This window comes from Rhodococcus antarcticus, assembly GCF_026153295.1.
Taxonomy (GTDB): Bacteria; Actinomycetota; Actinomycetes; order Mycobacteriales; family Mycobacteriaceae; genus Rhodococcus_D; species Rhodococcus_D antarcticus.
In genome coordinates, this window is sequence record NZ_CP110615.1 from 774741 (window position 1) to 797573 (window position 22833).

The 22833-nt window shown below is 68.5% G+C and carries 18 protein-coding genes and 3 rRNA genes; 15 read left to right on the plus strand and 6 right to left on the minus strand.

The window, feature by feature from the left end:
• The first annotated feature begins 9 nt into the window (after positions 1-9).
• From RHODO2019_RS03860 to RHODO2019_RS03875, 4 genes are read left to right on the plus strand one after another with little or no spacing between them, the layout of a single operon-like run.
• Entirely contained in the window at positions 10-990 is a 981-nt protein-coding gene (locus RHODO2019_RS03860; protein WP_265383710.1) for a F0F1 ATP synthase subunit gamma, read from the plus strand.
• Between the two features lie 13 nt (positions 991-1003).
• Positions 1004-2455, plus strand: coding sequence for a F0F1 ATP synthase subunit beta (gene atpD, locus RHODO2019_RS03865; protein ID WP_265383711.1), 1452 nt, complete (start codon positions 1004-1006; stop codon positions 2453-2455).
• Positions 2456-2493: 38 nt separating this feature from the next.
• Positions 2494-2853 (plus strand): F0F1 ATP synthase subunit epsilon, encoded by a 360-nt coding sequence (locus RHODO2019_RS03870; protein WP_265384610.1) that lies wholly within the window; start codon positions 2494-2496, stop codon positions 2851-2853.
• A gap of 36 nt (positions 2854-2889) precedes the next feature.
• A complete protein-coding gene (locus tag RHODO2019_RS03875; protein WP_265383712.1) occupies positions 2890-3327 on the plus strand; it encodes a DUF2550 domain-containing protein in 438 nt (145 codons plus the stop codon).
• Here RHODO2019_RS03875 and RHODO2019_RS03880 read toward each other — a convergent pair.
• The gene (locus RHODO2019_RS03880; protein ID WP_265383713.1) at positions 3324-3920 is read right to left on the minus strand and encodes a cob(I)yrinic acid a,c-diamide adenosyltransferase; all 597 of its coding nucleotides are present in this window, start codon (positions 3918-3920) and stop codon (positions 3324-3326) included. The two genes, RHODO2019_RS03875 and RHODO2019_RS03880, sit on opposite strands and share 4 nt — an antisense overlap.
• Before the next feature lie 62 nt (positions 3921-3982).
• On the opposite strand from RHODO2019_RS03880, the gene murA reads away from it, so the two are divergent.
• Positions 3983-5269, plus strand: a complete 1287-nt coding sequence (gene murA / locus RHODO2019_RS03885) for a UDP-N-acetylglucosamine 1-carboxyvinyltransferase (protein ID WP_265383714.1) — start codon at positions 3983-3985, stop codon at positions 5267-5269.
• Here murA and RHODO2019_RS03890 read toward each other — a convergent pair.
• The gene (locus tag RHODO2019_RS03890) at positions 5247-5546 is read right to left on the minus strand and encodes a hypothetical protein (RefSeq protein WP_265383715.1); all 300 of its coding nucleotides are present in this window, start codon (positions 5544-5546) and stop codon (positions 5247-5249) included. The two genes, murA and RHODO2019_RS03890, sit on opposite strands and share 23 nt — an antisense overlap.
• Positions 5547-5668: 122 nt before the next feature.
• Between RHODO2019_RS03890 and RHODO2019_RS03895 the strand changes: the two genes are divergently transcribed.
• From RHODO2019_RS03895 to RHODO2019_RS03915, 5 genes are all read left to right on the plus strand, one after another.
• A complete protein-coding gene (locus RHODO2019_RS03895) occupies positions 5669-7684 on the plus strand; it encodes a protein meaA (RefSeq protein WP_265383716.1) in 2016 nt (671 codons plus the stop codon).
• A 425-nt stretch (positions 7685-8109) separates the two neighbouring features.
• Positions 8110-9626 (plus strand): 16S ribosomal RNA (locus RHODO2019_RS03900).
• A 426-nt stretch (positions 9627-10052) separates the two neighbouring features.
• Positions 10053-13197, plus strand: a 23S ribosomal RNA gene (locus RHODO2019_RS03905).
• A 106-nt stretch (positions 13198-13303) separates the two neighbouring features.
• Positions 13304-13420, plus strand: a 5S ribosomal RNA gene (rrf, locus tag RHODO2019_RS03910).
• Together the 16S, 23S and 5S rRNA genes form the textbook arrangement of a ribosomal RNA operon.
• 287 nt (positions 13421-13707) lie before the next feature.
• Positions 13708-14382 carry an enoyl-CoA hydratase-related protein gene (locus RHODO2019_RS03915; RefSeq protein WP_265383717.1) on the plus strand — a complete coding sequence of 225 codons (675 nt, stop codon included), beginning with the start codon at positions 13708-13710 and terminating at the stop codon, positions 14380-14382.
• Here RHODO2019_RS03915 and RHODO2019_RS03920 read toward each other — a convergent pair.
• The gene (locus tag RHODO2019_RS03920; RefSeq protein ID WP_265384611.1) at positions 14365-14871 is read right to left on the minus strand and encodes an NUDIX domain-containing protein; all 507 of its coding nucleotides are present in this window, start codon (positions 14869-14871) and stop codon (positions 14365-14367) included. The two genes, RHODO2019_RS03915 and RHODO2019_RS03920, sit on opposite strands and share 18 nt — an antisense overlap.
• Before the next feature lie 69 nt (positions 14872-14940).
• Here RHODO2019_RS03920 and nucS point away from each other — a divergent pair, with 69 nt between their 5' ends.
• The 4 genes from nucS (at position 14941) to RHODO2019_RS03945 (ending at position 19424) form a co-directional block, all read left to right on the plus strand.
• Positions 14941-15600, plus strand: coding sequence for an endonuclease NucS (nucS, locus tag RHODO2019_RS03925; protein WP_265383718.1), 660 nt, complete (start codon positions 14941-14943; stop codon positions 15598-15600).
• Positions 15601-15658: 58 nt separating this feature from the next.
• On the plus strand, positions 15659-17161 hold the full coding sequence (locus RHODO2019_RS03930; protein ID WP_265383719.1) for an aldehyde dehydrogenase family protein: 1503 nt from the start codon (positions 15659-15661) through the stop codon (positions 17159-17161).
• 124 nt (positions 17162-17285) lie between these two features.
• Positions 17286-19064, plus strand: a complete 1779-nt coding sequence (locus RHODO2019_RS19300) for a 3-hydroxyacyl-CoA dehydrogenase family protein (protein ID WP_354005574.1) — start codon at positions 17286-17288, stop codon at positions 19062-19064.
• A gap of 39 nt (positions 19065-19103) precedes the next feature.
• Positions 19104-19424: an Rv1322 family protein gene (locus tag RHODO2019_RS03945; protein WP_265383720.1), complete on the plus strand. Its 321-nt coding sequence runs from the start codon at positions 19104-19106 to the stop codon at positions 19422-19424.
• Here RHODO2019_RS03945 and RHODO2019_RS03950 read toward each other — a convergent pair.
• Both RHODO2019_RS03950 and ccrA read right to left on the minus strand, forming a co-directional pair.
• The gene (locus tag RHODO2019_RS03950; protein WP_265383721.1) at positions 19405-20325 is read right to left on the minus strand and encodes a coiled-coil domain-containing protein; all 921 of its coding nucleotides are present in this window, start codon (positions 20323-20325) and stop codon (positions 19405-19407) included. The two genes, RHODO2019_RS03945 and RHODO2019_RS03950, sit on opposite strands and share 20 nt — an antisense overlap.
• Before the next feature lie 79 nt (positions 20326-20404).
• Positions 20405-21736 carry a crotonyl-CoA carboxylase/reductase gene (ccrA, locus tag RHODO2019_RS03955; RefSeq protein WP_265383722.1) on the minus strand — a complete coding sequence of 444 codons (1332 nt, stop codon included), beginning with the start codon at positions 21734-21736 and terminating at the stop codon, positions 20405-20407.
• A 278-nt stretch (positions 21737-22014) separates the two neighbouring features.
• Here ccrA and RHODO2019_RS03960 point away from each other — a divergent pair, with 278 nt between their 5' ends.
• Positions 22015-22380, plus strand: a complete 366-nt coding sequence (locus RHODO2019_RS03960; protein ID WP_265383723.1) for an SPW repeat domain-containing protein — start codon at positions 22015-22017, stop codon at positions 22378-22380.
• A gap of 9 nt (positions 22381-22389) precedes the next feature.
• Here the strand turns inward: RHODO2019_RS03960 and mce are convergent, their stop codons facing one another.
• Positions 22390-22833, minus strand: coding sequence for a methylmalonyl-CoA epimerase (gene mce / locus RHODO2019_RS03965; protein ID WP_265383724.1), 444 nt, complete (start codon positions 22831-22833; stop codon positions 22390-22392).

Sequence of the window (22833 nt, forward strand, 5' to 3'; positions counted from 1 at the left end):
CCCCCTGACATGCCTGCCCAGCTGAGAGAGCTGCGTCAACGGATCCGCTCGGTCAACTCGACGAAGAAGATCACCAAGGCGCAGGAGCTCATCGCCACGTCGCGGATCACCCGGGCCCAGGCCCGGGTGGCCGCCGCGCGTCCGTACTCGGTGGAGATCACCGCCGTGCTGTCCGCCCTGGCCAGTGCCGCGTCCTCCCTCGACCACCCGTTGCTGAACGACCGGGCCAACCCCACCCGGGCCGCGGTCCTCATCGTGACGAGCGACCGCGGCATGTGCGGTGGCTACAACTCCAACGTCCTTCGCGCGGCCGAAGAGCTCCAGCAGCTTCTCCGCAGCGAGGGCAAGGAGCCGGTGCTCTACGTCCTCGGCCAGAAGGGCGTGAGCTTCTACGGCTTCCGGGACCGCACGGTCGCGGGCTCGTGGACGGGCTTCTCGCAGCAGCCGGCCTACTCCGACGCGGCCGAGGCCAGCCAGCAGATGGTGGCTGCGTTCCTCGCCGGGTCCGACGACACGGTCGACGGTGGTGGCGCGGACGGTGTCCAGGGCGTCGACGAGCTGCACATCGTCTACACGCAGTTCGAGTCGATGTTGACCCAGACCCCGGTCGTGCGTCGGATGGCGCCGCTGGAGGTCACCTACGCCGATGATGTCGAGGCACCCACGGAGGGTGAGGGCGGCGAGGTCGTCGTGCCCGCCGCGCAGGGTCCCCAGCCGGGCTACGAGTTCGAGCCCAGCCCGGAGACGCTGCTCGGGGCGCTGCTGCCGAAGTACATCGGCACCCGGATCTACGCCGCACTGCTGGACGCCGCGGCGTCGGAGTCGGCGGCACGACGCACGGCGATGAAGGCGGCGACGGACAACGCCAACGAGCTGGTGCGCACGCTGAGCCGGGAGGCCAACCAGGCCCGCCAGGCTCAGATCACCCAGGAGATCAGCGAGATCGTCGGTGGCGCGGACGCGCTGTCCGCGGGCGCGGAAGACGAGTGAGGGAAACACTGACATGACTGCAGCAACCACCCACGAGGCCGACAGCACCGCTGCCGCGGACCGCGCAGGGCGCGTCGTCCGGGTCATCGGCCCTGTCGTCGACGTCGAGTTCCCCCGGGGCGCGATCCCCGAGCTGTTCAACGCGCTGCACGCGGAGATCGTGCTGTCCACGGTCGCCAAGAGGCTGACCCTGGAGGTGGCACAGCACCTGGGCGACAACCTGGTGCGCACCATCTCCATGCAGCCCACCGACGGCCTCGTCCGCGGCGCCGAGGTCACCGACACCGGCGGGCCGATCTCCGTGCCCGTCGGCGACGTCGTCAAGGGGCACATCTTCAACGCCCTCGGTGACTGCCTGGACGCCCCCGGCACCGGCCGCGACGGCGAGCAGTGGGGCATCCACCGCAAGCCTCCCGCGTTCGCGCAGCTGGAGGGCAAGACGGAGATCCTCGAGACCGGGATCAAGGTCATCGACCTGCTGACCCCGTACGTGCAGGGCGGGAAGATCGGCCTGTTCGGCGGGGCCGGCGTGGGCAAGACCGTCCTCATCCAGGAGATGATCCGACGGGTCGCCCAGGAGTTCGGTGGTGTGTCGGTGTTCGCCGGGGTCGGCGAGCGCACCCGCGAGGGCAACGACCTCATCGAGGAGATGACCGAGTCCGGCGTCATCGAGCAGACCGCCTTGGTCTTCGGCCAGATGGACGAGCCGCCCGGCACGCGCATGCGCGTCGCGCTCTCGGCGCTCACCATGGCGGAGTACTTCCGCGACGTGAAGAACCAGGACGTCCTGCTCTTCATCGACAACATCTTCCGCTTCACGCAGGCCGGTTCCGAGGTCTCCACGCTGCTCGGCCGGATGCCGTCCGCGGTGGGCTACCAGCCCACCCTGGCCGACGAGATGGGCGAGCTCCAGGAGCGCATCACCTCCACCCGCGGCAACTCCATCACGTCGCTGCAGGCCATCTACGTCCCCGCCGACGACTACACCGACCCGGCGCCGGCCACCACGTTCGCCCACCTGGACGCGACCACGGAGCTCTCCCGAGCGATCACCCAGAAGGGCATCTACCCGGCCGTTGACCCGCTGAGCTCCACCTCGCGGATCCTGGACCCGATGATCGTGGGCGAGGAGCACTACCGCGTCTCGCAGGAGGTCATCCGGATCCTGCAGCGCTACAAGGAGCTCCAGGACATCATCGCGATCCTGGGCATGGACGAGCTCGCCGAGGAGGACAAGGTCCTCGTCGGTCGGGCCCGTCGACTGGAGCGCTACCTCGGCCAGAACTTCTTCGTCGCGAAGCAGTTCACCGGTCAGGACGGTTCGTACGTGCCGCTCAAGGACACCGTCGAGGCCTTCGACAAGGTGACCAAGGGCGAGTACGACCACCTGCCCGAGCAGGCGTTCTTCTCCACCGGTGGTCTCGACGACGTCGAGGCCAACGCCAAGAAGCTCGCCGGCAAGTGAGGGACTGAGCCGTGGCAGATCAGTCAGGGGCGCGGTCCATGAACGTCCAGCTCGTCGCCGTGGAGCGTCGCCTGTGGTCAGGTGAGGCCACCATGGTGGTCGCCCAGACCACAGAGGGAGAGATCGGGATCCTGCCCGGTCACGAACCGCTGCTCGGCCAGCTCGTCGAGGGCGGCACCGTCGCGGTGACCACCACCGACGGTGAGCGGATCGTGGCCGCGGTGCACGGTGGGTTCCTGTCGGTGACGGCGCAGTCCGTGTCCGTGCTCGCCGAGTCGGCCGACCTGTCCGGTGAGATCGACGTCGAGGCCGCCCGCAGCGCGTTGCGGGACGCCGGTGACGACGCCGGGGCCGCCGCGGTGGCCCAGGGACGGATCCGCGCCGTCGAGCGCGCGTAGATCGTCCGCGGCCGGAGCGACAGGAGGCGGCGGGGAGTGCACCTGGCAGAGGTTCTCTTGCTGGCGGTCGCGTCCCTCGCCGCCTCCTTCGTCGTCCACCGCGTCCAGCTCCTGCGCAGGGGCGGTACCGAGGTGGTGCTGCGCACGCTCCCGTCCGGCAGGGGGGCGGGCTGGCGCCACGGCGTCCTGCGCTACCGCGAGGACGAGGCGGTGTTCTTCCGCGTGGCGAGCGTCCGCCCCGGGTCTGACCGCACCGTCCCGCGCCGGACCCTGGAGCTGCTGGACCGGCGCAGCCCGGACGAATCAGAGCTCGACGTGCTGCCGGCCGGGTGCACGGTCGTGCGCTTCCGGGTGGGCGGGAGCGAGTCGGAGATCGCGCTCGGCGGCGGGGCGCTGACGGCCTTCCTGTCCTGGGTGGAGTCCAGCCCCCCGAACCGCGCGCGGCGCCGGGGTCCGGGCGCGGACGACTCCTAGACCGCGTCCGGGGTGGCGTCCTCGTGACCGCCTCCGGGGACCCACAGCACGTCACCGCCCGGGTTCGCGAGACGCCCGAGGATGAACAGCAGGTCGGAGAGCCGGTTGAGGTACGTGGCTGCGAGGGCGTTCGTGTCGTGCGGAGACGCGGTCACCTGGGCCCACGCCGCACGCTCGGCGCGCCGGGCGACGGTCCGCGCGACGTGCAGCAGCGCTGCGGCCGGGGTCCCGCCGGGCAGGATGAACGACGTCAGCGGGTCGAGCTTCTCGTTGAGCTCGTCGCACCAGGCCTCGAGCCGGTCGACGTAGGGCTGGGTCACGCGCAGCGGCGGGTACTTCGGGTCCGGGACCACGGGAGTCGCGAGGTCCGCCCCGACGTCGAACAGGTCGTTCTGCACCTGCCGCACGACGTCGGTGAGCCCGGGGTCGAGCTGGCCCATCGCGACGACCACGCCGAGTGCGGCGTTCGTCTCGTCGACATCGGCGTAGGCAACCAGCCGGGGGTCGTTCTTGGACACCCTGGAGAAGTCGCTGAGCCCCGTCGTCCCGTCGTCGCCGGTCCGGGTGTAGATCCTCGTCAGGTGCACGGCCATGTCGGCGAACGTACCGCCGCCGGGCCGGGTCCCGCCCGCCGGACGGGATAGTGTCGGCGTCCGTGAGCGAGCACTTCCGGGTGACCGGTGGAGGACGGCTGTCGGGCGAGGTCCACGTCGGAGGGGCGAAGAACAGCGTCCTGAAGCTCATGGCGGCGGCGTTGCTGGCCGAGGGCACCACGACCATCACGAACTGCCCGGACATCCTCGACGTGCCCCTGATGGCGGAGGTGCTCCGGGGTCTCGGCTGCACTGTGCAACTCGACGGCACCACCGCCCGGATCACCACCCCTGCCGACCTCAGCCACCACGCCGACTTCCCGGCCATGGGCAAGCTGCGCGCCTCGGTGTGCGTCCTCGGCCCGCTGGTGGCGCGGTGCCGTCGCGCGGTCGTGGCCCTGCCGGGCGGGGACGCGATCGGGTCCCGACCGCTGGACATGCACCAGGCGGGGCTGCGCCAGCTGGGTGCGAGCAGCAGCATCGAGCACGGTTGTGTCGTCGCCGAGGCCGAGGGACTGCACGGCGCAGAGGTGTGGCTGGACTTCCCGTCGGTGGGGGCGACGGAGAACATCCTCATGGCGGCCGTGCTCGCCGAGGGGACCACCACCATCGACAACGCCGCACGGGAGCCGGACATCGTCGACCTCTGCCAGCTGCTGAACGAGATGGGCGCGCGGGTCGAGGGTGCGGGCTCGTCGACGCTGACGATCACCGGCGTCGCGACGCTGCACCCCACCCAGCACGAGGTCATCGGCGACCGCATCGTCGCCGCCACCTGGGGGATCGCTGCGGTGATGACCGTCGGGGACGTGACGGTCCACGGGGTCGACCCGGCCCACCTGCACCTGGTGCTGCAGAAGCTCCGGGGCGCCGGTGCCGAGGTGACGACCGACGGTCAGAGCTTCCGGGTCCGCCAGGAGCGGCGGCCCAGGGCGGTGGACTTCGTGACGCTGCCGTTCCCCGGGTTCCCCACCGACCTGCAGCCGATGGCGATCGGGCTCGCCGCCATCAGCGAGGGCACGTCGATGATCACCGAGAACGTCTTCGAGGCCAGGTTCAGGTTCGTGGAGGAGATGGTCCGGCTGGGGGCCGACGCGCGGACCGACGGCCACCACGCCGTGGTGCGTGGCGTCCCGCGGTTGTCCAGCGCTCCGGTGTGGGCGTCGGACATCAGAGCCGGTGCCGGACTGGTGCTGGCCGCCCTCTGCGCGGAGGGCACCACCGAGGTGTGGGACGTCTTCCACATCGACCGTGGGTACCCGCGCTTCGTGGAGAACCTGCAGCGGCTCGGGGGCGACATCGAGCGGGTGGGGGCTCCACCGCGGGTCAGTCCAGGGAGTGACGGCTGAGCACCGTGCGGGCGTCGGCCTCGTCGGCCGGGAACACCAGCACCCGGTAGCCGCCGGCGTCACCGCGCGAGACGGTGGCGCGGACGCCGGACTCGGCGAGTCGGCGGCGCAGCACCGAGGCGGCATCGACGCTCGGGACCACGCTCACCTGTCGCAGCAGACCGTCGCCCTCACCGTGGGTGTTCGGACCGGTCTTGGAGGTCCCGAAGGTCCAGTAGAGCAAGAACGCCAGCAGTCCCAGCAGCGCTGGGGCGAGGACGAGCTCCGAGGGACCCACCCGCACATGGTGCGCCACGGGCCGCGGCCCGGCCAGCGGAGGTTGTGAGCAAGTGCACGGGGAGGGCGGGGTACCGGCCAGTACGCTCAGCCGGCATCTCGTCACCGACGACGGAGGTCTCCGTGCCGTACCCCACCGACCGTGAGCGCGACCGCCCCTGGGTGATGCGCACCTACGCCGGGCACTCGTCCGCCGCGGCCTCGAACGCCTTGTTCCGGCGCAACCTGGCCAAGGGCCAGACGGGGTTGTCGGTGGCCTTCGACCTCCCGACGCAGACCGGCTATGACCCCGACGACGAGCTGGCCAGGGGCGAGGTCGGCAAGGTGGGGGTCCCGCTGACCCACCTGGGGGACATGCGTGCGCTGTTCGACCAGATCCCGCTGGCCGAGGCGAACACGTCGATGACGATCAACGCGCCAGCGATGTGGCTGCTGGCGCTGTACCAGGTGGTGGCCGAGGAGCAGGCGCAGGCATCGGGCCTGGACCGCGAGACCGTGCTGGCGACCCTCGCGGGCACCACCCAGAACGACATCATCAAGGAGTACCTGTCGCGGGGGACCTACGTCTTCCCGCCAGGTCCCAGCTTGCGGCTGATCACCGACATGGTGGCCTACTCGGTGACGGCGATCCCGAGGTGGAACCCGATCAACATCTGCAGCTACCACCTCCAGGAGGCGGGCGCGACGCCGGTGCAGGAGGTGTCCTACGCGCTCTGCACGGCCATCGCGGTGCTGGACTCGGTCCGCGACTCCGGCCAGGTGCCGCCCGAGCGCTTCGGCGACGTCGTCGGACGCATCTCGTTCTTCGTCAACGCCGGCCTCCGGTTCGTCGAGGAGATGTGCAAGATGCGTGCGTTCTCCCAGCTGTGGACGGAGCTGGTGGCGGAGCGGTACGGGGTGAGCGACGCGAAGCAGGCGCGCTTCCGCTACGGGGTGCAGGTCAACTCGCTGGGCCTGACCGAGGCGCAGCCCGAGAACAACGTCCAGCGGATCGTGCTCGAGATGCTCGCGGTCACCCTGTCGCGGGACGCGCGGGCACGTGCGGTCCAGCTGCCCGCCTGGAACGAGGCGCTCGGGCTGCCGCGCCCGTGGGACCAGCAGTGGGCGTTGCGCATGCAGCAGGTGCTCGCGTTCGAGACCGACCTGCTGGAGTACGAGGATCTCTTCGCGGGCAGCCACGTGGTCGAGCGCGCGGTGGCGGACATCGTGGACGGTGCCCGTGCGGAGATCGACCGCGTGCAGGCCATGGGCGGCGCCGTCGCCGCCGTGGAGACCGGGTACATGAAGTCGGCCCTCGTGTCCTCGCTCGCGGAGCGTCGTCGGCGCATGGAGTCCGGGGACGACGTAGTGGTGGGGGTGAACCGGTTCGACGGATCGGAGCCGAGCCCGCTGCAGGCGGAGGGGGCCGGGGCGATCGAGGTCGTGGACCCGGCCGTCGAGGCGGCTGCCGTGGCCGCGGTGCAGTGCTGGCGCGCAGGTCGCGACCCGATCCGGGTGGAGGAGGCCCTCCGCGCTCTGCGGGACGCTGCCGGGACCGATGCCAACCTGGTCGGGGCCAGCGTCGTGTGCGCCCGAGCGGGGGTGACCACGGGGGAGTGGGCGGGTGCCCTGCGCGAGGTGTTCGGCGAGTACCGGGCGCCGACCGGGGTCTCGGCCGCCTCCGGGGGCGGGGACCCCGGCAGCGAGATCGCTCGGGTCCGGGAGAACGTCCGCGTGGCCGGTGAGCAGGTGGGCGGGCGGCTGCGGATGCTCGTGGGCAAGCCGGGCCTGGACGGGCACTCGAACGGAGCCGAGCAGATCGCCGTCCGCGCACGGGACTGCGGCTTCGAGGTGGTGTACCAGGGGATCCGGCTGACGCCGGCTCAGATCGTCTCCGCCGCGGTGCAGGAGGGCGTCCACGTGGTGGGGCTGTCGGTGTTGTCGGGGTCACACATGGAGGTCGTCCCCGCGGTCGTCGAAGGGCTCGCTGCCGCCGGGGCGGGCGACGTGCCCGTCGTGGTGGGCGGGATCATCCCCCCGGAGGACGCCGCCGCACTCCTGCGCAGAGGCGTGAGCAGGGTGTTCACCCCGAAGGACTACTCGATGACCGACATCATGGACGAGATCGTGACCGTGGTCGTGAACGCTCACACACCGTGAGCCGGGCGGGCTGTCCCACCGCCCCGGGAGCGTGACCAGGCGATTTGTGTTCCGGGGGTCCACCCCGTAGCTTTCTCCATGCACCGCACGACAGAGTGCGAACACGGTGGCCCTGGAGCCACGAAGTTCGCCCATCGACGTAGGTGCCACCCAGTTCGGAAGCTCGGAGCAATGCTCCGTGCCGGGCCAAGGTGCGAGACGGGCGGAGTTGCACTCCGCGGGCCGGATCGGGTAGGTTTGAGAGGTTGCCCCAGCGGGGCCGGGCGAACGGTCCGGATCCGAGGGTGTGCGTGTGTTCTTTGAGAACTCAACAGTGTGCCGATGATTGTCAGTGCCAATTGTTTGGATTTGGCTCTTGCGCATCTTTTGGGGTGTGTGGGGGTTGCTAGTTGAGTTTTAAGTGCAGTGATTGTTCTCTTCGAGAACTTACGGAGAGTTTGATCCTGGCTCAGGACGAACGCTGGCGGCGTGCTTAACACATGCAAGTCGAGCGGTAAGGCCCTTCGGGGTACACGAGCGGCGAACGGGTGAGTAACACGTGGGTGACCTGCCCTCCACTCTGGGATAAGCCTGGGAAACTGGGTCTAATACCGGATATGACCACATGTCGCATGGTGTGTGGTGGAAAGCTTTATGTGGTGGGGGATGGACCCGCGGCCTATCAGCTTGTTGGTGGGGTAATGGCCTACCAAGGCGACGACGGGTAGCCGGCCTGAGAGGGCGACCGGCCACACTGGGACTGAGACACGGCCCAGACTCCTACGGGAGGCAGCAGTGGGGAATATTGCACAATGGGCGAAAGCCTGATGCAGCGACGCCGCGTGAGGGATGACGGCCTTCGGGTTGTAAACCTCTTTCAGCAGGGACGAAGCGAGAGTGACGGTACCTGCAGAAGAAGCACCGGCCAACTACGTGCCAGCAGCCGCGGTAATACGTAGGGTGCGAGCGTTGTCCGGAATTACTGGGCGTAAAGAGCTCGTAGGCGGTTTGTCACGTCGGCTGTGAAAACCCATCGCTCAACGGTGGGCTTGCAGTCGATACGGGCTGACTTGAGTACTGCAGGGGAGACTGGAATTCCTGGTGTAGCGGTGAAATGCGCAGATATCAGGAGGAACACCGGTGGCGAAGGCGGGTCTCTGGGCAGTAACTGACGCTGAGGAGCGAAAGCGTGGGTAGCGAACAGGATTAGATACCCTGGTAGTCCACGCCGTAAACGGTGGGTGCTAGGTGTGGGTTTCCTTCCACGGGATCCGTGCCGTAGCTAACGCATTAAGCACCCCGCCTGGGGAGTACGGCCGCAAGGCTAAAACTCAAAGGAATTGACGGGGGCCCGCACAAGCGGCGGAGCATGTGGATTAATTCGATGCAACGCGAAGAACCTTACCTGGGTTTGACATACACCGGAAACACTCAGAGATGGGTGCCCCGCAAGGTCGGTGTACAGGTGGTGCATGGCTGTCGTCAGCTCGTGTCGTGAGATGTTGGGTTAAGTCCCGCAACGAGCGCAACCCCTGTCCTGTGTTGCCAGCACGTTATGGTGGGGACTCGCAGGAGACTGCCGGGGTCAACTCGGAGGAAGGTGGGGACGACGTCAAGTCATCATGCCCCTTATGTCCAGGGCTTCACACATGCTACAATGGCCGGTACAGAGGGCTGCTAAGCCGCGAGGTGGAGCGAATCCCTTAAAGCCGGTCTCAGTTCGGATCGGGGTCTGCAACTCGACCCCGTGAAGTCGGAGTCGCTAGTAATCGCAGATCAGCAACGCTGCGGTGAATACGTTCCCGGGCCTTGTACACACCGCCCGTCACGTCACGAAAGTCGGTAACACCCGAAGCCAGTGGCCCAACCCTTGTGGAGGGAGCTGTCGAAGGTGGGATCGGCGATTGGGACGAAGTCGTAACAAGGTAGCCGTACCGGAAGGTGCGGCTGGATCACCTCCTTTCTAAGGAGCTCACAGCGCCTGTCGGTGTCCATCGCGTCCAGTACCAGCTGTGCTCACCTCTCGGGGTGGGTGGTGGCAGGGAACGGGTGGTGGGCTTGAGTGCAGGATGTGGCCCCGTTCGCAGGCGTTCGTCTTGCGCGGGGTTCGCTCATGGGTGGAACGCTGACACGTCCCGGCATCGTCTTCTGGCCCTGTGTGGTCGGGGGGTGGTGGTGGGCATCGGTGCACTGTTGGGTCCTGAGAGAACACACGCTTGGTTGGGTGTGTCTCTTGGTTGCGGGCTCCTGCAGCCGGCCACATCAGCTTGTCGTCTCCCGCGTGTCGCCTTCGGGTGGTGGTGTGGGTGTGGTGGGTGTTGGTGGCGGTGTGTGTGGGGGTTTCCCGTGTGTTGTTTGAGAACTGCACAGTGGACGCGAGCATCTTTGTGGCCAAGTTTGTAAGGGCGCACGGTGGATGCCTTGGCACCAGGAGCCGATGAAGGACGTAGGAGGCTGCGATAAGCCTCGGGGAGCTGTCAACCGAGCTGTGATCCGAGGATGTCCGAATGGGGAAACCCGGCCCCAGTGATGTGGGGTCACCCTCACCTGAACACATAGGGTGAGTGGAGGGAACGTGGGGAAGTGAAACATCTCAGTACCCACAGGAAGAGAAAACAACAGTGATTCCGTGAGTAGTGGCGAGCGAAAGCGGAAGAGGCCAAACCATGGGTGTGTGATAGCTGGCAGGCGTTGCACTCGTGGGGTTGTGGGACTCAACGTACCGGGACTGCTGTACCGGTGGAGAGTAAGAAAGTGATGTGGTTAGCGGAAGTCGCCTGGGATGGCGTGGCGTAGAGGGTGAGACTCCCGTACGCGAAAACCTGTCACCTCTCTTGTTGAGCACCCAAGTAGCAGCGAGCCCGTGAAATTCGCTGTGAATCTGTCGGGACCACCCGATAAGCCTGAATACTCCCTGGTGACCGATAGCGGACTAGTACCGTGAGGGAAAGGTGAAAAGTACCCCGGGAGGGGAGTGAAATAGTACCTGAAACCGTGCGCTTACAATCCGTCGGAGCTTTCGCACACCTTGTGTGTGGGGGGTGACGGCGTGCCTTTTGAAGAATGAGCCTGCGAGTTAGTGGTACGTGGCGAGGTTAACCCGTCGTGGGGTAGCCGTAGCGAAAGCGAGTCCGAACAGGGCGAATCAGTCGCGTGCTCTAGACCCGAAGCGGAGTGATCTACCCATGGCCAGGGTGAAGCGACGGTAAGACGTCGTGGAGGCCCGAACCCACTTAGGTTGAAAACTGAGGGGATGAGCTGTGGGTAGGGGTGAAAGGCCAATCAAACTCCGTGATAGCTGGTTCTCCCCGAAATGCATTTAGGTGCAGCGTCGCGTGTTTCTCACCGGAGGTAGAGCTACTGGATGGTCTAGAGGGCCAACAAGCTTATCGAAACCAGCCAAACTCCGAATGCCGGTGAGTGAGAGCGCGGCAGTGAGACTGCGGGCGATAAGGTTCGTAGTCGAGAGGGAAACAGCCCAGATCACCGGCTAAGGCCCCTAAGCGTGTGCTAAGTGGGAAAGGATGTGGGGTCGCGAAGACAACCAGGAGGTTGGCTTAGAAGCAGCCACCCTTGAAAGAGTGCGTAATAGCTCACTGGTCAAGTGATCCTGCGCCGACAATGTAGCGGGGCTCAAGCACACCGCCGAAGCCGTGGCATTCACACTTGTGATTCACTTCTCCCTGCGGGGTGGGGTGCAGTCGTGTGGATGGGTAGGGGAGCGTCGTGCAGCCAGGGAAGCTCCGGAGTGATCCAGGGGTGGAGGCTGCACGAGTGAGAATGCAGGCATGAGTAGCGAAAGGGGAGTGAGAAACTCCCCCGCCGAATGACCAAGGGTTCCTGGGCCAGGTTAATCCGCCCAGGGTGAGTCGGGACCTAAGGCGAGGCCGACAGGCGTAGTCGATGGACAACGGGTTGATATTCCCGTACCCGTGTGAACGCGCCCATGGCGAACCCCGTGATGCTAACCGCCCGAAGCGCCTCGTAGCGCCGGCTTTCGAGCCGGTTGCGTGGGGTGTGGAGCGCGGGAACCGACCGGGTAGTAGCCAAGCGATGGGGTGACGCAGGAAGGTAGCCGCGCCAGTGAGTGGTAGTACTGGTGTAAGGACGTAGGGCGGGACACAGGCAAATCCGTGTCCCACGAAGCCTGAGATCTGATGCATAGCCGACTGAGGCGAATGTGGTGATCCTATGCTGCCGAGAAAAGCCTCTAGCGAGCTTTCACACGGCCCGTACCCCAAACCGACACAGGTGGTCAGGTAGAGAATACCAAGGCGATCGAGATAACTATGGTTAAGGAACTCGGCAAAATGCCCCCGTAACTTCGGGAGAAGGGGGGCCATGGCATGTGACGCTCTTCTCGGGCTGAGCGTGTTGTGGCCGCAGAGACCAGTGGGAAGCGACTGTTTACTAAAAACACAGGTCCGTGCGAAGTCGTAAGACGATGTATACGGACTGACGCCTGCCCGGTGCTGGAAGGTTAAGAGGACCGGTCAATCACTTCGGTGGTGAAGCTGAGAATTTAAGCCCCAGTAAACGGCGGTGGTAACTATAACCATCCTAAGGTAGCGAAATTCCTTGTCGGGTAAGTTCCGACCTGCACGAATGGCGTAACGACTTCCCAGCTGTCTCAACCATAGACTCGGCGAAATTGCAGTACGAGTAAAGATGCTCGTTACGCGCGGCAGGACGGAAAGACCCCGGGACCTTCACTACAGCTTGGTATTGGTGTTCGGTTCGGCTTGTGTAGGATAGGTGGGAGACTGTGAAGCGGCCACGCTAGTGGTGGTGGAGTCGCCGTTGAAATACCACTCTGGTCGAATTGGATGTCTAACCTCGGTCCGTGATCCGGATCAGGGACAGTGCCTGGTGGGTAGTTTAACTGGGGCGGTTGCCTCCCAAAATGTAACGGAGGCGCCCAAAGGTTCCCTCAGCCTGGTCAGCAATCAGGTGTTGAGTGCAAGTGCACAAGGGAGCTTGACTGTGAGACTGACAGGTCGAGCAGGGACGAAAGTCGGGACTAGTGATCCGGCACCGGCAAGTGGAAGCGGTGTCGCTCAACGGATAAAAGGTACCCCGGGGATAACAGGCTGATCTTCCCCAAGAGTCCATATCGACGGGATGGTTTGGCACCTCGATGTCGGCTCGTCGCATCCTGGGGCTGGAGTAGGTCCCAAGGGTTGGGCTGTTCGCCCATTAAAGCGGCACGCGAGCTGGGTTTAGAACGTCGTGAGACAGTTCGGTCCCTATCCGCCGCGCGCGCAGGAAACTTGAGGAAGGCTGTCCCTAGTACGAGAGGACCGGGACGGACGAACCTCTGGTGTGCCAGTTGTCCCGCCAGGGGCACGGCTGGTTGGCTACGTTCGGAAGGGATAACCGCTGAAAGCATCTAAGCGGGAAGCTCGTTCCAAGATGAGGTTTCCCACCCCCTTGAGGGGGTAAGGCCCCCAGCAGACCACTGGGTTGATAGGCCGGAACTGGAAGCACCGCAAGGTGTGCAGGTGACCGGTACTAATAGGCCGAGGACTTACCACAAAGCTGCTACGCGTCCACTGTGCGGTATCTGAGACAACACACCGCACCACCCACCCTTCCCGGGGCCACCGGGTCGGGAGGGTGAGAAGTGTTGTCCCGCCTTGTTACGGTGGTCATAGCGGAGGGGAAACGCCCGGTCCCATTCCGAACCCGGAAGCTAAGCCCTCCAGCGCCGATGGTACTGCACTCGCCAGGGTGTGGGAGAGTAGGACACCGCCGAACACCATTCCCAGAAAGGGGACCCCACACGTTGGGGTCCCCTTTTCTGCGTTCACAGCACGAAGCGCTCCGTCCGTCGGCCACGACGGTGGGAACGCTGGCAGTGGATCCTCCGACGTCCTGCGCGTTCCCTGCGAGGGTCGTGCGCCGAGGGTGGTTGTGCCACCCTGACCGCCATGACACCGTCGCCGACGCCCGGCTCGTCCCCTCTCGTCCTTGTCCAGGAACGGGGGCCGCACACGACGATCACGCTCGCGTGTCCGGAGCGGCGCAACGCGTTGTCGGAGCAGATGTTGTCCGAGCTGTTGGCGGCCCTCACCTCGGTGGGTACATCGGCTGCGACGGGCATCGTCCTCGCGGCCCAGGGGTCGGTGTTCTCGGCCGGCCACGACTTCGCGGACGTGCACGCGCGTGACGAGGGCGGTGTCGAGGACCTGCTCGAGCTCTGCACCCGGGTCATGCGCACCGTGGAGTCGGTGCCGCAGGTCGTCGTGGCCAGGGTCCAGGGGCTGGCCACGGCTGCGGGCTGCCAGCTGGTGGCGTCCTGCGACCTGGCGGTGGCCGCCGTCTCGGCCGGGTTCGCGCTGCCCGGTGGCAAGGGTGGTTGGTTCTGCCACACCCCGGCGGTTCCGGTGGCGCGCTCGGTGGGACGCAAGCGCCTCATGGAGATGGCGCTGACCGGGGACGTGGTGGGCGCGCAGCAGGCGGCGGAGTGGGGTCTGGTCAACTACGCGGTGCCGGACGCCGAGCTCGACTCCGCCGTGAGCGGGCTCCTGGAGCGGGCGACGCGTGGCAGCGTGGTCTCCAAGGCACTGGGCAAGCAGACGCTGTACGGCCAGCTCGACCGGCCCGAGGACGAGGCCTACGTCATCGCGGTCGCCGCCATGGCCCGCTCGTCCCAGCTGCCGGACGCGGTCGAGGGCCGGGCGTCCTTCCTGGAGAAGCGTTCACCCGCCTGGCTGTGACCGCTGGCGCTCGTGCAGCAGCAGGAGTGCGTAGGCGGCGAGGGACTGTGAGTCGCTCACGCGTCCCTGGCGCACCGCATCGTCGAGGGCCGCGCGCGTCCACCACGCAGAACGCATGTCCTGCTCCTCGAGCTCCCGCTCGGGCGGCCCGGCCGTGAGATCGGTGGCGAGGAAGACGTTGCCGCGCTGGCTGCTCATCCCGGGGGCCACGTCGAGGGTGCCCAGCGCGACGAGCGTGCCCGCGCGCAGGCCCGTCTCCTCCTGCAGCTCACGTCGGGCGAGCTCGGCCGGCTCCAGCTCCTCACGACCGGGAGCCGTGCCCTGCGGGAACTCCCAGCGGCGGGCGCCGAGCGGGTAGCGGAACTGCTCCACCATGTGGACGCGGTCTTCGTCTGCGGCGATGACGAGGGCGTAGGTCGGCTTGTCGACCACTCCGTAGGTCCCGGTCGACCCGTCGTCCCGCCGGAACGTGTCCTCCCGCACGGTCATCCAGGGGTTCTCGTACACCGGCCGACTGCTGAGGGCGTCCACGCCCTGAGCCTGCCCTAGGGTGGCGCGGTGCGTCTCGTCATCGCGGAGTGCCAGGTCGACTACGTCGGGCGGCTCAAGGCCCACCTCCCGCTCGCGCGGCGGTTGTTGCTGGTGAAGGCCGACGGGTCGGTGAGCATCCACGCCGACGACCGTGCGTACAAGCCGCTGATGTGGATGAGTCCCCCGTGCTGGACCGTCGAGGAGGCCGGCACCTGGACGGTCACCAACAAGGCCGGTGAGCAGCTCGTCATCTCGATGGACGACGTCCTCAGCGACAGCAGCCACACGCTGGGCGTGGACCCGGGGCTGGTCAAGGACGGGGTGGAGGCCCACCTGCAGGTCCTGCTGGCCGAGCACGTGCAGACCCTGGGCGCGGGGTTCACCCTGGTCCGTCGGGAGTACCCCACCGCGATCGGTCCGGTGGACCTGCTGTGCCGCGACCCCGCGGGCGCCAGCGTCGCGGTGGAGATCAAGCGTCGCGGGGACATCGACGGCGTGGAGCAGCTCACCCGGTACCTGGAGCTGCTCAACCGGGACCCGCTGCTGGCGCCGGTGACGGGTGTCTTCGCTGCCCAGCAGATCAAGCCGCAGGCCCGCACGCTCGCCACGGACCGCGGGATCCGGTGCGTGACCGTGGACTACGAGGCGCTGCGGGGTGCGGAGACCACGGAGATGCGGCTGTTCTGACCGCGCCGCGTGTCCGTCGGGCGCCCGTGGTGTGATGGGCGCTCCCGGAGGAGGAACCATGACCCAGACCATCGCGCCACCCGTCGCCAGCACGTTCGACTCCCTCGACCCCCGCACGGGCACGGTCCTCGGGTCCTACCCGGTGCACACCGCCGACGACGTGGCGGCGGCCGTGCTGCGAGCCCGCAGGGGAGCGCAGCACTGGGCGGGGCTCACGGCCGGGGAGCGCCGCAGCCGGCTGCTCAGCTGGCGCTCGGTGCTCGCCCGCCGGGCCGACGAGCTGGCCGCTGTCATCTCGAGCGAGACCGGCAAGCCGCTGGACGACGCGCGCCTGGAGGTCACGCTCGTCATCGACCACGTGCACTGGGCCGCGCGCAACGCCGAGAAGGTCCTCGGGCGCACGGCCGTCTCGGTCGGGCTGATGATGGCGAACCAGCGCGCGACCGTCGAGCACAAGCCCGTCGGGGTCGTCGGTGTGATCGGCCCGTGGAACTACCCCGCGTTCACGCCCATGGGTTCCGTCGTGTATGCCCTGGCGGCCGGCAACGCGGTGGTGCTCAAGCCCAGCGAGCTCACCCCCGGGGTCGGCCGGTGGCTGGTGGAGTCCTTCGCCACCCCGTCCGGCAGCCCGGACGGCGCGCCCGTGCTGCAGCTGGTCACCGGGTTCGGCGAGACGGGCGCTGCTCTGTGCACGGCGGGGGTGGACAAGGTCGCCTTCACCGGGTCCACCCGCACGGCCAAGCGCGTGATGGCGGCGTGCGCGGAGACCCTCACCCCTGTGGTGCTCGAGTGCGGTGGCAAGGACGCCATGATCGTGGACGCGGACGCGGACCTCGAGGCGGCGGCTGACGCTGCGGTCTGGGGCGGCATGTCCAACAGCGGCCAGACCTGCATCGGCATGGAGCGGGTGTACGTGGTCGACGCGGTGCACGACCGGTTCGTCGAGCTCGTCGCAGCCAAGGCCCGCGCACTGCGCCCCGGTCCCACCGACCGCGCCTCCTACGGGCCCATGACCATGGCGTCACAGGTCGACGTGGTGAGGAGCCACGTGCAGGCCGCGCTCGAGGGTGGTGGTCGTGCGGTGGTCGGAGGCGCGGAGTCGGTTCGTGCGCCCTACGTGGACCCGGTGGTGCTGCTGGACGTGCCCGAGGACAACCTCGCCGTGACCGAGGAGACCTTCGGGCCCGTCCTGGTGGTCAACCGGGTCGCGGACGCCGACGAGGCCGTCGAGCGCGCCAACGGGGGCACCTACGGGCTGGGCGCCTCGGTGTTCGCGAAGGCACGCGGCGACGAGCTGGCCGGGCGGCTCCGGGTGGGCATGGTCGCGGTCAACAGCGTCATCTCCTTCGCCGCCATCGCCGAGGTGCCGTTCGGCGGGGTCGGCGACTCCGGCTTCGGGCGCATCCACGGGGCCGACGGGCTGCGCGAGTTCACCCGCACCCACAGCGTCGTCTCCCAGCGCTTCGCCCTGCCGGTCAAGCTCATGAGCTTCGACCGCGGCCCCCGGATGGCGGGACAGCTCGTCCGGGCGCTGAGGCTGACCAGGGGACGGCGACGCTGATCGGGTGCTCCCGGTCACGCCGGGAGCCCCTGCCGCGGTGCGCCGTGCGACCATCGGCGTCGTTACCCGTCGGTAGCGCGGATCACCGCGTCCGGCGGACCCTCGACGAAGCGGGAGACGACAGGTGGCACGCGAGTTCTCGACGATCGGTGTGGTCGGGCTGGGCACCATGGGTGCGGGCATCGCGGAGGTGTTCGCGCGCAGCGGCTTCGACGTGATCGCGGTCGAGACCGACGAGGCCGGGATCGCGCGGGGTCGGGGTCACCTCGAGCACTCCACCGGCCGCGCGGTGGCCCGCGGAAAGCTCGACGAGACCGAGCAGGCCGCCCTGCTCGGCCGCATCACGACCACCACCTCCCTCGAGGACCTCGCCGACGTGGACTTCGTCGTCGAGGCTGTGCCCGAGCGCCTGGAGCTCAAGGCCGCCGTGCTGAAGAAGCTCGACGAGGTGTGCCGGCCCGAGGTCGTGCTGGCCTCGAACACGTCCTCGCTCTCGGTCACCGAGCTCAGCGTCCAGACCGCCCGTCCCGGCAAGGTGGTCGGCGTGCACTTCTTCAACCCCGCGCCGGTGATGAAGCTGCTGGAGGTGGTCCGCACCGTGGTCACCGAGCCCGACGTGATCGAGGACGTGACCGCACTGGCGGAGAAGCTCGGCAAGTCGCCGGTGGTGATCGGTGACCGGGCGGGGTTCATCGCCAACGCCTTGCTCTTCGGCTACCTCAACCACGCCGTGCGCATGCTCGAGGCCAGCTACGCGAGCCGGGAGGACCTCGACGCCGGGATGAAGTTCGGCTGCGGCTACCCCATGGGACCGCTGGCCCTGATGGACCTCATCGGTCTCGACACCGCCTACGAGATCCTCGACACGATGTACCACCAGTCGCGCAACCGGCTGCACGCGCCCGCCCCGATGCTGAAGCAGATGATCACGGCGGGTCTGCTCGGCCGCAAGACCGGTCGCGGCTTCTACACCTACGCGGCCGCCGACTCGCAGGAGGTGGTGCCGGACGCCCTCACCCCGAGCGCGGCCACCGCGGACGGTGCCGTGCTGCGCCCCGTCCGCTCCGTCGGGGTCGTGGGCACCGGCACCATGGCTACGGGCATCGTCGAGGTGTTCGCCAAGGCGGGCTACGACGTCCTCGTGCGCGGGCGCAGCACGGCCAAGACCGAGGGTGCGGTGGCGGCCGTCCGACGCTCGCTGGACAAGGCCGTCAACCGCGGCAAGCTCGAGGAGGCGGACCGCGACGCCGCGCTGGCGCGGATCACGACCACCACGTCGCTGGAGGACTTCGCAACGGTGGACCTCGTGGTGGAGGCGATCGCCGAGGACCTCGAGGTGAAGCGGTCGACCTTCGCGACGCTGGACGAGGTGTGCAAGCCCGGTGCGATCCTGGCCACCACCACGTCCTCGCTCCCCGTGGTGGAGTGCGCCGCGGCCACCTCCCGGGCCGGCGACGTGGTCGGGCTGCACTTCTTCAACCCGGCCCCGGTGATGAAGCTCGTGGAGATCGTGCACACCATCGCCACCGACGCCGACGTGGTGGCCACCGCGAACCAGCTCTGCCGGGACCTGGGCAAGGTGCCGGTGACCTGCGGTGACCGCGCAGGGTTCATCGTCAACGCCCTGCTGTTCCCGTACCTCAACGACGCGGTGAGCATGCTCGAGGCGCACTACGCCACCGCCGACGACATCGACACGGCCATGAAGGTCGGCTGTGGCATGCCCATGGGGCCGTTCCAGCTGCTCGACGTCGTCGGGCTGGACGTCTCGCTGGCGATCCAGAAGACGCTCTACCTGGAGTTCCGCGAGGCAGGGTTCGCCCCCGCGCCGCTGCTGGAGCACCTGGTCACCTCCGGACGGCTGGGCCGCAAGACAGGCAAGGGCTTCCGGGACTACTCCTGAGGCGGCTGGGCACAGCACGCGCGCCTACTGTGCACGACCGTGCCGCGCCGTCGTCCTGACCGTCCCCGCCGGGGCACCGCTGCCCGACAGCCCTCGCCGACCGTCCCGGGGGAGGGAACGGGCTTCTCGCGCACGGAGGCCGGACCGGACGGCGAGGACTGGCAGGTGCGCACCGTGTCCGGTGCCCAGGCGGTGAAGACCTACCGGTGTCCGGGCTGCGACCACGAGATCGCCCCTCGGGTGGCCCACGTGGTGGCGTGGCCGAGCGCGGAGTTCGGGGGCGCCGACGAGCGCCGGCACTGGCACTCGGGCTGCTGGGCCGGGCGCGGACGACGCGGGCTCACCCGTCGCTGGAGCTGACGGCGGGGCGGGGCTCGGGGGAGGGCACCGGAGCATCGGGGACCGTCGGGCTCGGTGCGGTCTCCTCGGGCAGCAGCCCGAGCCGGTCGTGCGCGGTCGCGGCGAGCGCGGCCACGTCGGAGATCTGGTCGGCCACCCGCTGTCGCAGCTGCTGCATCTGCTGCACGCTCGTGGTGGCCGCGGCCACGCGGTGCTCGGACTGCTCCGTGGCGCGGGCGAGCCGGCGCTGGGCCTCGGTGGTGGCGTCGCGCACCCGGCGCTCGGCCTCGGCCTTGCTCGTGGACTCGGCCTGGTGCAGGGCGGTGAGCGCCTCCGAGCGCCGACTGCCCATGGCGAGCTCGAAGTCCTCCTCGACCTGGGTCCGCCGGGCAGCCGCGACGGCGTCGGCCCGGTCGCGCTCGACCGCCGCCGTCTCGACGGTGCGGGTGGCCTCGGCGCGGGCTGCGTCCATCGTGGCCGTGTGCTCGGCCTCCATGTCCGAGCGGCGCTGCTCCACCTCGGCGATGAGCTGGTCGAAGCGGGCGCGCAGCTCGGCGGCCTCCTGCTCGGCGACCGAGCGGACCTCCGCGGACTCCGCCTGCGCCCGGGCCCGGATGTCCGACGCCTCGTCCTGGGCGAGGCGCAGCATGCGCTGCAGCCGGTCGCTGAGCCCCTCGGTGTCGTTCGGCACGACGGCCAGACGATCAGCCTGCGAGCGCAGCGCCTCGATCTCCGAACGGGCCGCGTCCAGCTGGCTGGCGAGGTCGGCGGACTGCGACGCCGCCGCGTCGCGGTCCGCCGCCGTGACCCGCAGCTCGGCGTCCGCGCGCTCCAGGTGCTCGTCGACCTGCTCCTTGTCGTACCCCCTGCGGACGACGGGGAACGGCGAGGTCAGCGGTAGGAAGTCGGCGTCGGAGGACATGGCGCCCACGCTACCGGCCGGGTGACGCGCCGGACCGGTCCGCGCCGCGCCCGAGCCGGGTGGCGGCGCGGGCCACGGCTCAGACGCCCCGGAAGCGGTTGATGGCCGCGAGGTGCTTCTCCCGCTTCACCGTGTCCCGCACGCCCAGGCCCTCCTCGGGGGCCAGGCACAGCACGCCGACCTTGCCCTGGTGCAGGTTGCGGTGGACGTCGTAGGCGGCCTGGCCGACCTCGTCCATCGGGTACACGCGGGACAGCGTCGGGTGCACGAGCCCCTTGTCGATGAGCCGGTTGGCCTCGAAGGACTCGCGGTAGTTGGCGAAGTGCGAGCTGACGATCCGCTTGAGGTTCATCCACAGGTAGCGGTTGTCGTAGGAGTGCATGTACCCCGACGTGGAGGCGCAGGTGGCGATGACGCCGCCCTTGCGGGTGACGTAGACGCTCGCGCCGAAGGTCTCCCGGCCCGGGTGCTCGAAGACGATGTCCGGGTCCTCGCCGCCGGTGAGCTCACGGATCTTCTTGCCGAAGCGCTGCCACTCCTTGGGGTCCTGGGTGTGCTCGTCGGACCAGAAGCGGTACCCCTCGGCGTTGCGGTCGATGATCAGCTCCGCGCCCATGGCCCGGCAGACCTCGGCCTTCTCCGGGCTGGAGACGATGCAGACGGGGATCGCGCCGCCGTTGAGCGCCATCTGGGTGGCGTAGGAGCCGAGCCCGCCCGAGGCGCCCCAGATCAGGACGACGTCGCCCTGCTTCATGGCGGCACCGTTCTTGCTGACCAGCTGGCGGTAGGCGGTGGAGTTGACCAGCCCGGGGGAGGCGGCCTCCTCCCAGGTGAGGTGGTCGGGCTTGGGCATGAGCTGGTTGGACTTGACCAGCGCGAGGTGTGCGAGCCCGCCGAAGTTGGTCTCGAAGCCCCAGATGCGCTGCTGGTCGTCGAGCATCGTGTCGTTGTGGCCGTCGGGGCTCTCGAGCTCGACGGACAGGCAGTGGGCGACCACCTCGTCACCGGCCTTCCACCGGCTGACGCCCGGACCGGTGCGCAGCACGACGCCGGCGAGGTCGGAGCCGACGACGTGGTAGGGCAGGTCGTGGCGCTTGGTGAGGTCGTTGAGCTTGCCGTAGCGGGAGAGGAAGCTGAACGTGGAGACGGGCTCGAAGATCGACGTCCAGACCGTGTTGTAGTTGATGGAGCTGGCCATCACCGCGACGATCGCCTCGCCGGGACCGAGCTCGGGGACCGGGACGTCCTCCACGTGCAGCGACTCACGGGGGTCCTTGTCCCGGGTCTCGCGCCCGGCGAACATGTCGACCTCGTCCGCGTGGACGGTGACCGCCCGGTAGGTCTCGGGCAGCGGGATGTCGCCGATCGTCGCGAGCTCGTCGGCCTGGATCGCCTCGAGGATCTTCTGCACGTGCACGCACCTCCGTTGGTGTCTCGGGCGGTCCCGGTGTCGGCCGGGCCGCGAGTGCTCGGAGGCTACCCAGGAGTAACCCCCCGCGGGAGTGGTTGTGACGTGGTCCGGGTCACTCGGGCAGGTGACCTGGGTCCAGGAGGACGGTCGTCCGGGCGCGTTCCTGACGCTGCCAGCATCCACCCGCCACATTCACAGGTCGGTCTCAGCAGCGCCGGGCTCGCCGGGAGGACAGTGGGGGTTGCGCCGGTCAACGGTGCGTCGAGGAGGTACGGGTCATGGCGAAGACGGAGCAGGTCGTGGAGATCGTGCGGGACGGTGCGGTGCTGGTCGCCGGGGTGGTGCTCGTGCTGAGCACCCCGTGGCTGCCCGTGGCCGGGGACCGGGAGATCACCGGAGCGCTGCTGCTGCTCGGGCTGCTGCTGGCGGGCAGCGCGCTGTGGGCGATGGGCCTGGCGTCCCGGTCGAGCCACTGGACGCACGTGGTGCTGGGTCTCGTGCTGGTGGCCGCGCCGTGGTTGCTGGTCTACCCCTCCGGCGTCACCACCGCGGACGTGATCACCGTGGCCGCGGGAGCGGTGGCGCTGGTCGCCGGGCTGCTCGGGGTGCGGGAGCGCCGCGGCGCCGTGGCGCTCGCAGCCTGAGGCGGCCCCTCAGCGGGCGCTCGGTGCAGCCGGCTCGACCAGCTCGACGAGCACGCCGCCCGCGTCCTTGGGGTGCACGAAGTTCACCCTGGACCCGGCTGTGCCCCGCCGCGGGCTGTCGTAGAGCAGGCGCAGGCCCTTGTCGCGCAGCACCTGGGACACGGCCTCCACGTCTGTGACCCGGTAGGCCAGCTGCTGCAGCCCCGGGCCCGAGCGGTCCAGGAACTTCGCGATGGTCGAGGTCTCGTCCAGCGGGGCGAGCAGCTGGACCTGCGCGTTGCCGACGCCCACCATCGCCTCCTCCACGCCCTGCTCGGCGTTGGTCTCCCGGTGGGTGACCTCGAGGCCGAGCACGTCGCGGTACCAGGCGATCGCCACGTCGAGGTCGGGCACGGCGACGCCGACGTGGTCGATGGCGGTGACGAGCGCGGAGGGCAGCAGGGGCGTGGTCAT